The 13,231-nt window shown below is 62.9% G+C and carries 13 protein-coding genes; 4 read left to right on the top strand and 9 right to left on the bottom strand.

The window, feature by feature from the left end; genetic code table 11:
• Nucleotides 1-110: 110 nt before the first annotated feature.
• From M2400_RS30140 to M2400_RS30130, 3 genes are all read right to left on the bottom strand, one after another.
• Complete coding sequence (locus M2400_RS30140; RefSeq protein ID WP_259201063.1) at nucleotides 111-1,727, bottom strand: collagen-like triple helix repeat-containing protein; 1,617 nt, start codon at nucleotides 1,725-1,727, stop codon at nucleotides 111-113.
• 292 nt (nucleotides 1,728-2,019) lie between these two features.
• Nucleotides 2,020-2,868 carry a MaoC/PaaZ C-terminal domain-containing protein gene (locus M2400_RS30135; protein ID WP_259201064.1) on the bottom strand — a complete coding sequence of 283 codons (849 nt, stop codon included), beginning with the start codon at nucleotides 2,866-2,868 and terminating at the stop codon, nucleotides 2,020-2,022.
• Nucleotides 2,869-2,870: 2 nt separating this feature from the next.
• Entirely contained in the window at nucleotides 2,871-4,223 is a 1,353-nt protein-coding gene (locus M2400_RS30130; RefSeq protein WP_259201065.1) for a 3-oxoacyl-ACP reductase, read from the bottom strand.
• A gap of 114 nt (nucleotides 4,224-4,337) precedes the next feature.
• Here M2400_RS30130 and M2400_RS30125 point away from each other — a divergent pair, with 114 nt between their 5' ends.
• Complete coding sequence (locus M2400_RS30125; protein ID WP_177041480.1) at nucleotides 4,338-5,615, top strand: acetyl-CoA C-acetyltransferase; 1,278 nt, start codon at nucleotides 4,338-4,340, stop codon at nucleotides 5,613-5,615.
• 142 nt (nucleotides 5,616-5,757) lie between these two features.
• Nucleotides 5,758-6,657, top strand: coding sequence for a PA4780 family RIO1-like protein kinase (locus tag M2400_RS30120; protein ID WP_010174098.1), 900 nt, complete (start codon nucleotides 5,758-5,760; stop codon nucleotides 6,655-6,657).
• A 172-nt stretch (nucleotides 6,658-6,829) separates the two neighbouring features.
• Here M2400_RS30120 and cueR read toward each other — a convergent pair whose 3' ends face one another.
• The 3 genes from cueR to M2400_RS30105 form a co-directional block, all read right to left on the bottom strand.
• Nucleotides 6,830-7,231, bottom strand: coding sequence for a Cu(I)-responsive transcriptional regulator (gene cueR, locus M2400_RS30115; protein ID WP_177041481.1), 402 nt, complete (start codon nucleotides 7,229-7,231; stop codon nucleotides 6,830-6,832).
• A complete protein-coding gene (locus tag M2400_RS30110; RefSeq protein ID WP_177076282.1) occupies nucleotides 7,228-9,429 on the bottom strand; it encodes a cation-translocating P-type ATPase in 2,202 nt (733 codons plus the stop codon). Before M2400_RS30110 ends, cueR begins: the two co-directional genes overlap by 4 nt.
• 76 nt (nucleotides 9,430-9,505) lie before the next feature.
• Entirely contained in the window at nucleotides 9,506-9,886 is a 381-nt protein-coding gene (locus tag M2400_RS30105; RefSeq protein WP_259201066.1) for a hypothetical protein, read from the bottom strand.
• Between the two features lie 147 nt (nucleotides 9,887-10,033).
• Here M2400_RS30105 and M2400_RS30100 point away from each other — a divergent pair, with 147 nt between their 5' ends.
• Together M2400_RS30100 and M2400_RS30095 are read left to right on the top strand one after the other, a co-directional pair.
• Nucleotides 10,034-10,234 (top strand): heavy-metal-associated domain-containing protein, encoded by a 201-nt coding sequence (locus M2400_RS30100; RefSeq protein WP_177129854.1) that lies wholly within the window; start codon nucleotides 10,034-10,036, stop codon nucleotides 10,232-10,234.
• 86 nt (nucleotides 10,235-10,320) lie between these two features.
• On the top strand, nucleotides 10,321-11,514 hold the full coding sequence (locus M2400_RS30095) for a multidrug effflux MFS transporter (protein ID WP_177041487.1): 1,194 nt from the start codon (nucleotides 10,321-10,323) through the stop codon (nucleotides 11,512-11,514).
• A gap of 6 nt (nucleotides 11,515-11,520) precedes the next feature.
• Here the strand turns inward: M2400_RS30095 and M2400_RS30090 are convergent, their stop codons facing one another.
• The 3 genes from M2400_RS30090 to M2400_RS30080 all read right to left on the bottom strand — a co-directional run bounded on the left by M2400_RS30090 (nucleotide 11,521) and on the right by M2400_RS30080 (nucleotide 13,183).
• Nucleotides 11,521-11,700: a hypothetical protein gene (locus M2400_RS30090; RefSeq protein ID WP_177041489.1), complete on the bottom strand. Its 180-nt coding sequence runs from the start codon at nucleotides 11,698-11,700 to the stop codon at nucleotides 11,521-11,523.
• A 148-nt stretch (nucleotides 11,701-11,848) separates the two neighbouring features.
• Nucleotides 11,849-12,862, bottom strand: a complete 1,014-nt coding sequence (locus M2400_RS30085) for a zinc-binding alcohol dehydrogenase family protein (RefSeq protein ID WP_177041490.1) — start codon at nucleotides 12,860-12,862, stop codon at nucleotides 11,849-11,851.
• A 27-nt stretch (nucleotides 12,863-12,889) separates the two neighbouring features.
• Nucleotides 12,890-13,183: a putative quinol monooxygenase gene (locus tag M2400_RS30080; RefSeq protein ID WP_259201068.1), complete on the bottom strand. Its 294-nt coding sequence runs from the start codon at nucleotides 13,181-13,183 to the stop codon at nucleotides 12,890-12,892.
• Between the last annotated feature and the right edge of the window lie 48 nt (nucleotides 13,184-13,231).

Raw genomic sequence — 13,231 nt, 5'->3', positions numbered from 1 at the left:
CGGGAGGGCCTTTCACTGGCCAATAAAAAAGACGAGAGACTCATTGGAATCTCTCGTCTCAACCAAGCGTAGGCGCTGGAGGGGAGGCCGTCTAATGGCCAGGTGCAATTCTATTTTTTGCCAGTCAGCCCACCGAGCAAGCCGCCCAGACCACCGCCTGTGTTTGCGTTTGCAGTGCCGCCGGCAGAAGCGCTGGCACCCACATTCAAACCACCGAGCAGGCCGCCACCGCTACCGCTGGTGCCACCGGTGACCAAGCCGCCCACCGAGCCGACAGTCCCGCCGACGGCATTCAGGGTACCGCCCAAGGCGTTAGTGATCGGGTTGGCATTGGCTGCCGTCAGGTTGGCGCCCAGGCCGCTGACTGCACCACCGACCTGAGTGACCAGACCGTTGACCGGGGCGCCGATACCGGTGCTGGTGCCGATGTTTTGGGTCAGGCCGGCCACGCCGGACGTCACTGGGTTCAGGGCTGCGCCGACATTCGTTGCCAGGCCGGCGACCGGAGCCGTGGCGCCTGTGTTGGCCACGCCGTTGCCGCCAATCAGCGTACCGAGGGACGCGACAGTGTTACCCACAGCGCCGCCGGTGATGCCTGCTGCACTGACAGTGCCGTTGGTATTACCGATATTCAAGCCGTTGCCAACGTTGGCGACCAGACCGCCGACGAGTTCAGGCAGGCCCGACTGCGGGGTAGTGGTGGCGGGATTGACATAGCCACTCGACTTATCAAGGGTGCCGCCAACGCCCGTCAGCACGCCACCCACGAGCGTGCCCAGCGGGTTGTTGGTGCCGGCCACCTGGCCGCCCAGACCGGTGACCGTGGAGCCGACTTTATCCAGGACGCCACCGACCGGGTTGCCCAGGCCGGTTTTATTCCCGAGGTTGCCGGTAGTGTTTTCCAGCAGGGAGACGACAGGGACCAGCACGCTTTTGCCGACGGTATTGGTCACGTTGCCCAGTGGTCCGGTGGTGCTGGCCGTGCTCAGGGTGTCGCCGAGCATGGTCACGGTTTGGCCGACCTTATCGACCAGGCCACCTGCCGCACCGCCCACGCCGCCGGTCAAACCGCCGACGACAGGAATACCGCCCAGCGTGGTGCCCAGGGTTTTGCCGGTGTTGGACACGCCAGTGCCCAGGTCGGCAACGCCATCGGCCACACCGGCAACGGTGGTACCCAAGGCATTGCTATTGGTGCCTAATGTTCCCAGCCCATTGGTCAGGCCGCTGCCGATGCTGTTGACGGCAGTGCCTGTCGCGGTGACCAGCCCGCCAGCGGTAGTGCCTACAATCGGGATGGTGGTCAGGGTTGTACCCAGGTCACCCACTGCGGTGCCGACATTACCGACGACACCACCGACGGCGCCAACTACCTGGCCAGTGACCAGAGGTGTGGTCGAACCGGTGCCTCCACCTGTTCCGCCGCCTGTGCCTCCACCGGTACCACCACCCGTGCCGCCACCGGTACCACCACCCGTACCGCCACCGGTGCCTCCACCTGTACCGCCACCTGTGCCTCCACCAGTGCCACCACCGGTACCACCACCATCTGTCCCGCCGCCGGTACCACCGCCAGTACCGCCACCCGTTCCGCCGCCGGCATCCGGAGACGAAGCTGCAACGCTACTGTGATGACCGCCACCACCGCTGCTGCAGCCTCCGAGGCTTACTGCCAGAATCAGGGCCAGCGCGGTACTTGCTTTCCACAACACGACTTGAGTTTTCATGATTGAGATCCTTGCACCTGGTACAGCCTTTGTTGTTATCGAAGTTCGCTGTTTCTATGGGCAGCGATACATTCGTCCGTTATGGCTATAACAGTCTCGGAAGCTTTTTCTCGCAACGCTCAACTTGGTATTAACGATTTATATACAGGCAGGGCAGGGCCGCTTAGTGACTAATACCAAGGGTATATCGCAGGAGAGTTTAAAAGGGTGAGGGTCTTGAAAATCATGAAGTTAATAAACTTAGCGGGCTATCGATAGCCCGCTATAACTTAGGGTGTATATATACAATTAATCAGGCGATCGGCCGCCAGCGGCCAATCATATGCTCAATATCTGCGGCGCCTTTTAGTTGAAGTTCTCCGCTGGAGCCCGCGGCACTTGCCAATAAGATTACCTCGCTGGGCAAGCGCACCGGCTTTTTAAACTCGACGTCTATCTCGATATTCGCCGCAGGCAAATGCTCACTCAGGGCGGCCAGTGTGCGTGCCTTGTTCCACAGCCCATGGGCGATCGCCTGGGGGAAGCCGAACAGCTTGGCGGTGAGGGCGCTCAGGTGGATCGGGTTGTAGTCGCCGGACACCCGGGCGTAGCGGCGCCCGATATCGGCGGGGGCTTTCCAGCGGGTCAACTCGCTGACGCTGGCGGGCGCTTGCAGGGCGTTATCCGCCGCCACGCCGTCAAGCTTCACGCCGCGACAAAGCATCCGGCTTTCGGCTTCCCACAGCAGCCCCAGTGAATCCTCGACCGTGGTCACGATATCGAACGTCGCGCCCTTGGCATGGGGCTGCAGGTTCTGTGCGTAGACGCCGACCATCACGTCACTTATACCGCCCAACGGGCGCAGGATGCGGATCCGGTTACTCAGGTGAATCAACCCCAGCAGCGGGAACGGGAATGCCTTGTCGGTGAGCAATTGCATCTGCAGGCCGAACGCCAGGATATGTGGATAAGTGGCCGGCAGCACCGGGCTCTCGGCAAACCCGCAGACCTTGCGGTAGGCGGCCACCTCCTTGGGGTTGACGCTGACCCGGCAGCGCAACCCTTGCTCGGGCAACGTGGTACCCGTGATCTTGCGTTTGAACGCCGCGCGCCAATACAGCGGCGGCAGGAACGGGGTGCTGCCTGATGTGTGCCACTCCATGCTTACGCTCCCAATAGACTTTGCCCACACACCCGCAGCGCCTGCCCGCTGACCGCGCCGGACCCTGGCTGGCCGAGCCACGCCACGGCTTCAGCGACGTCCTGAGGCAAGCCGCCCTGGCCCAATGAACTCATGCGGCGCCCGGCCTCACGCAGGGCGAAGGGAATATGCGCGGTCATCTGGGTTTCGATGAAGCCCGGGGCCACGGCGTTGATGCTGATCCCGCGCTCACCGAGCAATGGCGCCCAGGCCTGGGCCAGGCCGATCAGCCCGGCCTTGCTCGCGGCGTAGTTGGTTTGCCCGCGATTGCCGGCGATACCGCTGATGGAGGCCAGCAGCACCACGCGGCCGTTGTCGTGCAGGGTGCCGCTGTCCAGCAGCGCCTTGGTCAGCACCTGCGGCGCGTTGAGGTTGACGGCCAATACCGCGTCCCAATATTCCGGGGTCATGTTGGCCAGGGTTTTGTCGCGGGTGATGCCGGCGTTGTGCACCACGATATCGATGCCGTCTGGCAGGTGTTCGATCAACTGCGTGGCGGCGTCTTCGGCGCAGATATCCAGGGCGATGCTGCGGGCGCCCAGGCGCGCCGCCAAGGCATCGAGGTCGGCCTTGGCCGGCGGCACGTCTAGCAGAATCACCTCGGCACCGTCACGGGCCAGGGTTTCGGCAATCGAGGCGCCAATGCCACGGGCGGCGCCGGTCACCAGCGCCTTGCGCCCGGCGAGCGGCCGGGTCCAATCCTCGACCTGGGTCGCGCAGGCGTTCAGGCGAATCACCTGGCCGGAGATATAAGCGCTTTTCGGCGACAGGAAGAACCGCAACGCGCCTTCCAACTGGTCTTCGGCGCCTTCGCCCACATACAGCAATTGCAGGACGCCACCGCTGCGCAGCTCCTTGGCCAACGACCGGCTGAAGCCTTCAAGGGCACGCTGGGCGCTGGCGGCAAATGGGTCGCTGAGGCTTTCCGGGGCGCGGCCCAGGATCACCAGGTGCGCGCTGTGATCGAGATTTTTCAGCAGCGGCTGAAAGAATTCCCGCAGCTGCTTGAGTTGATCGGTGTGCTGCAGTTGGCTGGCGTCGAACACCACCGCCTTGAGCTTGGGCCCGTGGCCGGGAATCCAGGGGGTGGCCGCCGATGGTTCGGTGCCGTAGCTATAGATGGCGTCGGTCAGCTTGTTGGCGAACGGCAGGATGTGGCTCGCCAGCGGGCCACCGCCGATCAGCAAGGCACCTTCCACCGGCCGCAGGCGTCCGGCCTGCCAGCGTTCCAGGCGTACCGGCGACGGCAGGCCAATGGCGGCGACCAAACGATGGCCGAGGCTGGAGTTGGCGAAGTCGATATAACGGTCAGACATGGAACGCTCTCCGAATGCTGGGGTTCAAACGGTGGACCATCAAGAGGTGAAAGTCGTTCGATTGAGCCTAGGCTAGTCTCAAAGACTCACCCCACAACCTTCAGGGAGTTTTCCATGACTCAATTGCGCCGTGTAGCGATCATTGGCGGTAACCGCATCCCCTTCGCCCGCTCCAACGGCCCTTACGCCACGGCGAGTAACCAGGCGATGTTGACCGCCGCCCTGGAAGGCCTGATCGAACGCTACAACCTGCACGGCCTGCGCATTGGCGAGGTGGCCGCCGGGGCGGTGCTCAAGCATTCCCGGGACTTCAACCTCACCCGCGAGTGCGTGCTGGGTTCGCGCCTGTCGCCGCAAACCCCGGCCTACGATATTCAGCAGGCCTGTGGCACGGGGCTGGAAGCGGCGTTGCTGGTGGCGAACAAGATCGCCCTGGGGCAGATCGAATGCGGGATTGCCGGCGGTGTCGACACCACGTCCGACGCGCCCATCGGAGTTAATGAAGGCCTGCGCAAAATCCTCCTGCAAGCCAATCGCAGCAAATCCATGGCGGACAAATTAAAAGTCCTGTTACAACTTCGTCCCCATCACCTCAAGCCGGAACTGCCGCGCAACGGCGAACCGCGCACCGGGTTATCCATGGGCCAGCACTGCGAGTTGATGGCGCAAACCTGGCAGATTCCCCGCGCCGAGCAGGATCAACTGGCACTGGAAAGCCATCAGAAAATGGCCGCGTCCTACGCCGAAGGCTGGCAAAACGATTTGCTCACGCCCTTTCTCGGCCTGACCCGCGACAACAACCTGCGCCCCGACCTGACCCTGGAAAAACTTGCCAGCCTCAAGCCTGCCTTCGAACGCAGCGAAAAAGGCACCCTCACCGCCGGCAACTCGACGCCGCTGACCGATGGCGCCTCGTTGGTGCTGCTGGGCAGTGAAGCCTGGGCGAAGGAGCGCGGTTTGCCGATCCTCGCCTATCTGCGTGATGGCGAGGCGGCAGCGGTGGATTTCGTCAACGGCGCCGAAGGCCTGCTGATGGCGCCGGTGTACGCGGTGCCACGCTTGTTGGCGAGGAATGGCCTTACGTTGCAGGACTTCGATTACTACGAGATCCACGAAGCCTTCGCTGCCCAGGTGTTGTGCACGCTGAAGGCCTGGGAAGACCCGCAATACTGCAAGACCCGCCTGGGGCTGGACGCGCCGCTGGGGTCCATCGACCGCAGCCGGTTGAACGTCAAGGGCAGTTCACTGGCCGCCGGCCACCCGTTTGCGGCCACCGGCGGGCGTATCGTCGCCAACCTGGCCAAACTGTTGGACGCGGCGGGCAAGGGCCGGGGCCTGATCTCGATCTGTGCCGCCGGGGGCCAGGGCGTCACGGCGATTATTGAGCGGTAGGCGCGAGCTTGCAGATTAATTTGGCATATTGGATGCATTCTTAAGCGGTCAAAGGTCGGTACCCTCTCCCCGCGGCGAGAGGATTGCCGTATAACGAGTGCCATACGCGTGTTTGGTAATAAAGGACCCACAATAAAAGCTGATGAAGACTCCTAAACGCATTGAACCCCTGATCGAGGACGGTCTGGTCGACGAGGTGCTGCGCCCACTCATGAGTGGTAAAGAAGCAGCTGTTTACGTGGTGCGCTGCGGCAACGAGTTACGTTGCGCCAAGGTCTACAAGGAGGCGAATAAACGAAGTTTTCGTCAGGCGTCCGAATACCAGGAAGGCCGCAAGGTCCGCAACAGCCGCCAGGCCCGGGCCATGGCCAAGGGCTCCAAGTTCGGCAAGAAAGAAACCGAAGACGCCTGGCAGAACGCCGAGGTAGCGGCGCTGTTTCGTCTGGCCGGCGCGGGCGTTCGCGTGCCCAAGCCGTACGACTTCCTTGAAGGCGTGCTGCTGATGGAACTGGTAGCCGATGAATACGGCGACGCCGCGCCCCGTCTTAACGACGTGACGCTGGACCCGGACCAGGCCCGTGAATACCACGCCTTCCTGATTACCCAGATCGTGCTGATGTTGTGTACCGGCCTGGTGCACGGTGACCTTTCCGAGTTCAACGTGCTGCTGACGCCGACTGGCCCGGTGATCATCGACCTGCCCCAGGCGGTGGATGCGGCGGGCAACAACCACGCGTTCAGCATGCTGGAGCGGGATGTGGGCAACATGGCTTCCTACTTCGGGCGGTTTGCCCCGGAGTTGAAGAAGACCAAGTACGCCAAGGAGATGTGGGCGCTGTATGAAGCCGGCACTCTGCACCCGGCCAGTGTCTTGACCGGCGAGTTCGACGAGCCGGAAGAGTTGGCTGATGTTGGCGGGGTTATCCGCGAGATCGAAGCGGCGCGGCTCGATGAAGAGCGTCGCCAGGCGATTCGCGCGGCCGACGATGCGCCACCGAGCAAGGCATCGGAAGAGCCTCCACCGCCGCCCTGGATGCAGTGATCCCACGGCGAGTGGATATCCAATTGTGGGAGCGGGCTTGTGTGGGAGCCGGGCTTGCCCGCGATAGCATCACCGCGGTGTGACCGACACACCGAGGTGCCTGCATCGCGGGCAAGCCCGGCTCCCACAAAGGTCTGCTCCCACATTTGTTTGTGTGCCGTCAGCTAAATTGTCAGGCGCAACAACTGCCCGACGCCAACTCCTTGAGAATCGGACAGTCCGGCCGGTGATCGCCCTGGCAGTGCTCCACCAGGTCCTGCAACGTATCCCGCAACTGCCCCAACTCGCGAATCTTCTGGTTCAGCTCATCGATATGCTGGCGGGCCAGTGCCTTGACGTCGGCACTCGCGCGCCCGCGGTCCTGCCACAGCGTCAGCAGCTTGCCGACTTCCTCCAGGGAAAACCCCAGGTCCCGAGACCGCTTGATAAACGCCAGGGTGTGCAAGTCATCGGCGCCATAAACGCGGTAGCCGCTGTCGGTGCGATGGGCCGCTTTCAACAGGCCGATGGACTCGTAGTAACGAATCATCTTGGCGCTCAGGCCGCTTTGGCGTGCTGCTTGGCCAATGTTCATGGACGCTTGTCCTCCAGATCCTTGGGTTTCCAGGTTTTCAACAGCAGCGCGTTACTCACCACGCTGACGCTGGACAGGGCCATGGCTGCGCCGGCCATGACCGGGTTGAGCAGGCCGAATGCGGCCAGCGGAATGCCGATCAAGTTATACACAAAGGCCCAGAACAGGTTCTGTCGAATTTTAGCGTAGGTCTTGCGGCTAATTTCCAGGGCGGCGGGCACCAGCCGTGGGTCGCCGCGCATCAGCGTGATGCCGGCCGCGTGCATGGCCACGTCGGTGCCACCGCCCATGGCGATGCCGATGTCGGCCGCCGCGAGGGCGGGCGCGTCGTTGATGCCGTCGCCGACCATCGCCACCACGCCGGTCTTTTTCAGTTCGGCGACGGTGGCGGCCTTGTCGGCGGGCAGCACTTCGGCGTGCACGTCGTCGATGCCCAGGGCTTGGGCGACCACCCGGGCGCTGCCACGGTTATCGCCGGTCAGCAGGTGGCTGCTGATATGCCGGGCCTTGAGTGCCTGTATCGCTTGCAGGGCGCCCGGTTTGAGGGTGTCGCCGAAGGCAAACAAGCCCAGCACCCGAGGCTGCGGGCCTTGCTCGATCAGCCAGGACAAGGTGCGGCCCTCGGCCTCCCAGGCGCTGGCCGAGTCGGCGAGGTCGCCGGTGCTCAAGCCGGTTTCTTCCAGCAGGCGACGATTGCCCAGGGCCAGTGGCCGACCGTCTAGGGTGCCGGCAATGCCGCGCCCGGTCAGCGACTGGCTGGCGCTGACATCCGCCACGTTCAAGCCTCGCTCGGCGCAAGCATCCAGCACCGCCTTGGCCAGCGGATGTTCACTGCCCCGTTGCAGCGCGCCGGCCTGTTGCAGCAGCGCCGCTTCGTTGCCATCGACGGCCGCCAGGTGGGCGATTTTCGGCGCGCCGGAGGTCAGGGTGCCGGTCTTGTCGAACACCACGGCGCTGACTTCATGGGCGCGCTCCAGGGCTTCGGCGTCCTTGATCAGGATCCCGTGGCGAGCCGCGACGCCGGTGCCGGCCATGATGGCGGTGGGCGTGGCCAGGCCAAGGGCGCAAGGGCAGGCGATCACCAATACGGTAACGGCGTTGATCAGCGCGACTTCCAGCGGTGCGCCATACAACCACCAGCCGATCAGCGTGGCCAAGGCCAGCACCAGCACCACCGGCACGAACACCTGGCTGACTTTATCCACCAGTTTCTGGATCGGTGCCTTGGCGGCCTGGGCGTCTTCCACCAGGCGGATGATCCGTGCCAGTACGCTTTCTGCACCAAGGGCCAGGGTGCGCACCAGCAGCCGGCCTTCGCCGTTGATGGCGCCGCCTGTAACGGCGTCTCCGGGTTGTTTTGGCACCGGCAGGCTTTCACCGCTGATCAGCGCTTCGTCGGCGTGGCTTTGGCCTTCGACCACTTCACCGTCCACCGGGAAGCGTTCGCCGGGTTTGACCAGCACCAGGTCGTTCAGCTTGAGGGCGGTGATGGCGACGTCGTGCTCGCGGCCATCGATCACCTGGATCGCCCGCTCCGGACGCAAGGCTTCCAGGGCGCGGATGGCGCTGGCGGTCTGGCGTTTGGCGCGGCTTTCCAAATATTTGCCGAGCAGCACCAGGGCGATCACCACCGCCGAGGCTTCGAAATACAGATGCGGCATATTGCCTGCGGTTGCGGTGAGCCATTCATAAATACTCAGGCCGTAACCGGCGCTGGTACCGATGGCCACCAGCAGGTCCATATTGCCGGCTCCGGCGCGCACGGCTTTCCAGGCGGCGATATAGAAACGCGCACCGAAGATGAACTGCACCGGAGTAGCCAGGGCGAACTGGACCCAGGCCGGGAGCATCCAGTGCAGGCCGAACGGCTGCACCAGCATCGGCAGCACCAATGGCGCGGCGAGCAGGATCGCCAGCAGCAGCGCCCAGCGTTCATGGCTCAGGCGTTGTTCCTGGCTGGCCTGGGTGGCGGTTTCGCTTTGGGGCAGGGTGGCGGTGTAGCCGGCCTTGTCGACGGCGGCGATCAGGACGCCGGGGTCCATTTGGCCCAGCACTTCAATGTGGGCGCGTTCGTTGGCCAGGTTGACGCTGACACTTTGCACCCCGGGCACTTTGCCCAGTGCCCGTTCAACCCGCCCGGCGCAGCTGGCGCAGGTCATGCCGCTGATGGGCAGGTCGAAGGTGGTGGATCCGTTCATGGGCAGTACTCCAGGAGAGATTGCCCCTAGGATCAACCTTGACCTGTGGGGAAGGTCAAGGCTTCAGATCAATGTTTCAATATTCCAATGCCGCGGGCTTCAGGTACATGCCGTCCGGCCCTTGTGCGATACGCAATTTACGCACGTCACCGGCCTTCAACGTGATGTTCTGCGCCGGTGGCGCGAGCATGCCCGGCGAGCAGCCCTGTGATTGCCCCGGCAGCAGCTTCAGGCGCAACGATACATTCCCGGCCGGCAAGTTGAAGGAGGTGGCCTGCTCCTGGAACAGCCGTCCGGCCAACTGGTCCTGGATATACAGGCCAATCTCGCAGTTGGTCGGCACTTCCAGGCGCTCCCGGGAAATGATCAGCACCGCATAATCCTGATCGGCACTGGCCACCGGCACAGCAGCGAAAAAGCCCATCAGGCTGACAAGGCCAAAAAACGACCAGCGCATGGCGAATTCTCCGAGGTTCACATCGTGGATAGGTGCAGCTTGGCCGACGGCGCGAATGAATGCCAGCCCGGCAGATATTCACAGAACTTGACCTTGCCATCGTGGCAAGGTCAAAACTGTGGGCAACCTCATCAAAGGAGTCATGTCATGCAAGTATTCAGTGTTGAAGGAATGACCTGCGGCCACTGCGTTCGCTCGGTCACCCAGGCGGTGCAGGACAAGGATCCGGCCGCCAGTGTGCGCGTCGACCTCGCGTCCAAGGAAGTCGGTGTGGAAAGTAAGCTGCTGTCGCCGGCGGAAGTGATCAACCTGATCAGCGAAGAAGGCTACAGCGTCAAACTCGCCTGACTTTCTGATAGTTAGCGAGCTAACTTAATGTTCAAGGCACCCATGCCCGGCTAGACTGTCGGGCTGCCGACTCTACTGGGTGCCTGATGAACCTTCGTATAATCCTGATTTTGGGCGCCTTGAGCGCGTTTGCGCCGCTGGCCATCGACTTCTACCTGCCGGGTTTTCCGGCCATGGCCGTGGCATTCGGCACCGACGAAAAACATATTCAACTGACCCTGGCCGTGTACTTCACGGGCCTGGCGATCGGCCAGTTGATCTACGGGCCGCTGGCGGACCGTTTTGGCCGGCGCGGACCGCTGCTCAGCGGTGTCACCCTGTTTACCCTGGCGTCCTTTGCGTGTGCGTATGCGCCGTCCCTGGAATGGCTGATCGGTGCGCGTTTCGTCCAGGCCCTGGGCGGCTGCGCCGGCATGGTGATCTCCCGGGCGGTGGTCAGCGATAAATGCGACGCGGTGGGTTCGGCCAAGGTGTTCTCCCAGCTGATGCTGGTGACCGGGCTGGCGCCGATCCTCGCGCCGCTGGCGGGTGGCGTGATGGTCGGGGTGTGGGGCTGGCAGTCGATCTTCCTGGCGCTGACGGCATTCAGCGTGATGGCGGCCATTGCGGTAGCGGTCGGGTTGCCGGAAAGTTTCCCCGCCAATCAACCACGTCAGCCGCTGTCGGGTGCGCTGCGCCAGTACGGCCGGTTGCTGTCGGACCGGGTGTACCTTGGCTATGCCTTGACCGGTGGCATCTCGATTGCCGGCATGTTTGCCTACATTGCGGGTTCGCCGTTCGTCTTTATCAAACTCTATGGCGTGCCCGCCGAGCACTATGGCTGGGTATTTGGCTCCAACGCCGCCGGCTTCATCCTGGTCGCCCAGGTCAATGCACGTTTGCTGGCTTCCCGCGGCCCGGCGTTCTTGCTGTCGCGCACGGTGTGGGTCTACCTCGCGGCGGGCCTGTCGTTGCTGGCAATTACCGCTCTTCGCACTGACGCCTTGTGGCCACTGCTGGTGCCGCTGTTTATCTGCATCGCGAGCCTGGGCTGCATTTTGCCCAACACCTCGGCTTGCGCCATGAGCGGGCAGGGCGCACGGGCAGGCAGCGCGTCGGCGTTGCTCGGTTGCATTCAGTTTGGTGTAGCGGCGGGCGCGGCGTCGCTGGTCGGTGTGTTGCACGACGGTACGGCGATGCCGATGGCGATGGTCATCAGCTTGTGCGGCGTATTGGCGGTAACGTTCGCGATGCTGACCCGGCGCCTGCAGCGCCAACGGGCACTGCAAGCGGCGGATTGAGCAGGGTCAGCCAGCAGAGCGCTGCTGGCTTTCGGGAAATCGGTGAGGCGCCTGGATACGGGTTTGCAGGGTGTCGGCAAACGCGCGGGCTTCGGCCTCGGTGCGGAAGGTGAAGGCGTTCTGGTCGAGACGGACTTGCCATTTGTTGCCGTGGGATTTTGCTAACGCTTTTATCAGGATCTTCATTGCTGACTTCCTCACGTAAAAGAATCGTGGCAAAGGCGGCCAATATAAACCCGAATGCGTCCACAGATGTGACAAGGATCAAGTCTCTGACTAGTGGTGTCGTCCATCACTCACATCAATAACAGACGACACTTACAGATCTATCTCCTTAGAACCCTTCCAGCACAATCTTGCCCTTGGCCTTGCCGCTTTCCAGCAGTTCGTGGGCGCGGCGCAGGTTGGCCGCGTTGATCACGCCAAAGTGCTCGCCCACCGTGGTTTTCAGGGTGCCGGCGTCGATCAGTTCGGCCACGCGATTGAGCAGGTTGTGCTGCTCGATCATGTCGCTGGTCTCGAACATCGAGCGGGTGTACATGAACTCCCAATGCAGCGACAGGCTCTTGCGCTTGAGCTTGCTCACGTCCAGCACCTTGGGATCATCGATCAGCGCCAGTTTGCCCTGGGGAATCAGCGCTTCTACCAATTGGTCCAGGTGCTGGTCGGTCTGGGTCAGGCTGGCGACGTAGTTCACCTGCGGATGGCCGGCCTTTTTCAGCTCTTCGCTCAGCGGTTTGCTGTGGTCGATCACCAGGTCAGCGCCCAGGTCTTTGGCCCATGCCTGGGTTTCAGGACGGGAGGCGGTGCCGATGACTTTCAGGCCGGTGAGCTGTTTCGCCAGTTGGGTCAGGATCGATCCCACACCACCGGACGCACCGACGATCAGCAGGCTCTGGCCCTCATCGGCCTGGCCTTCGCGTACTTGCAGGCGTTCGAACAGCAACTCCCAGGCGGTGATGGCGGTCAGCGGCAGGGCGGCGGCGTCGGCGAACCCCAGGGTTTTTGGCATATGGCCAACGATGCGCTCATCCACGGTGTGCAGTTCGCTGTTGCCACCCGGGCGTACCAGGGAGCCGGCGTAGAACACCTTGTCGCCGACCTTGAACAGGCTGACTTCGCTGCCCACGGCCTTGACCACACCGGCCACGTCCCAGCCCAGCACTTTGGCCGCGCCGTTTTCCGGGGCGACGTTCTGGCGCACTTTGGTGTCCACCGGGTTCACCGAGATGGCTTTGACTTCCACCAGCAGGTCGCGGGGGCCGGCCACGGGTTCTGGCAGTTCGATGTCTTGCAGGGATTTTGGATCGTTGATGGGCAATGCGGCGTAGTAGGCGATAGCTTTCATGATGGTTTCCAAAAAAGAGTCGGTTGATCAGGCAAGAAATTTCAGGCGCTTGAGTTCGAAATGTTCGAGCACGTCGGCAGCCTTGGCGCGGAAGTTCTGGATATGGGCGCTCTGGTCGTGGTCGGCCAGCGCCGCGTCGTCGCTCCAGCGCTCGAGCATGTAGAAGGTCTCGGGGTGTTGCAGGTCCTGGTGCAGGTCGTACTGCTGGCAGCCGGCTTCGACGCGCGTCGGTTCCAGCAGCCCGCGCAGCAGGGTTTCCAGGGTGGCCTGTTGGCCGGGTTTGGCGATCAGCGTGGCGATGACGTTAAAGGCAGCGGACATATTCGACTCCAAACACGTAATGAACGGGATGGACAGATGATTGGCTAT

Source organism: Pseudomonas sp. BIGb0558, from assembly GCF_024807515.1.
Taxonomy (GTDB): domain Bacteria; phylum Pseudomonadota; class Gammaproteobacteria; order Pseudomonadales; family Pseudomonadaceae; genus Aquipseudomonas; species Aquipseudomonas yamanorum_A.
The sequence above is the reverse complement of the archived record's forward strand: the minus strand, read 5'-3'. Positions and strand labels throughout refer to the sequence as shown.

Coding starts and splice junctions, on each gene's coding strand:
- M2400_RS30140 (WP_259201063.1), bottom strand. CDS start 1,727: ATGAAAACTCAAGTCGTGTTGTGGAAAGCAAGTACCGCGCTGGCCCTG.
- M2400_RS30135 (WP_259201064.1), bottom strand. CDS start 2,868: ATGGAGTGGCACACATCAGGCAGCACCCCGTTCCTGCCGCCGCTGTAT.
- M2400_RS30130 (WP_259201065.1), bottom strand. CDS start 4,223: ATGTCTGACCGTTATATCGACTTCGCCAACTCCAGCCTCGGCCATCGT.
- M2400_RS30125 (WP_177041480.1), top strand. CDS start 4,338: ATGACTCAATTGCGCCGTGTAGCGATCATTGGCGGTAACCGCATCCCC.
- M2400_RS30120 (WP_010174098.1), top strand. CDS start 5,758: ATGAAGACTCCTAAACGCATTGAACCCCTGATCGAGGACGGTCTGGTC.
- cueR (WP_177041481.1), bottom strand. CDS start 7,231: ATGAACATTGGCCAAGCAGCACGCCAAAGCGGCCTGAGCGCCAAGATG.
- M2400_RS30110 (WP_177076282.1), bottom strand. CDS start 9,429: ATGAACGGATCCACCACCTTCGACCTGCCCATCAGCGGCATGACCTGC.
- M2400_RS30105 (WP_259201066.1), bottom strand. CDS start 9,886: ATGCGCTGGTCGTTTTTTGGCCTTGTCAGCCTGATGGGCTTTTTCGCT.
- M2400_RS30100 (WP_177129854.1), top strand. CDS start 10,034: ATGCAAGTATTCAGTGTTGAAGGAATGACCTGCGGCCACTGCGTTCGC.
- M2400_RS30095 (WP_177041487.1), top strand. CDS start 10,321: ATGAACCTTCGTATAATCCTGATTTTGGGCGCCTTGAGCGCGTTTGCG.
- M2400_RS30090 (WP_177041489.1), bottom strand. CDS start 11,700: ATGAAGATCCTGATAAAAGCGTTAGCAAAATCCCACGGCAACAAATGG.
- M2400_RS30085 (WP_177041490.1), bottom strand. CDS start 12,862: ATGAAAGCTATCGCCTACTACGCCGCATTGCCCATCAACGATCCAAAA.
- M2400_RS30080 (WP_259201068.1), bottom strand. CDS start 13,183: ATGTCCGCTGCCTTTAACGTCATCGCCACGCTGATCGCCAAACCCGGC.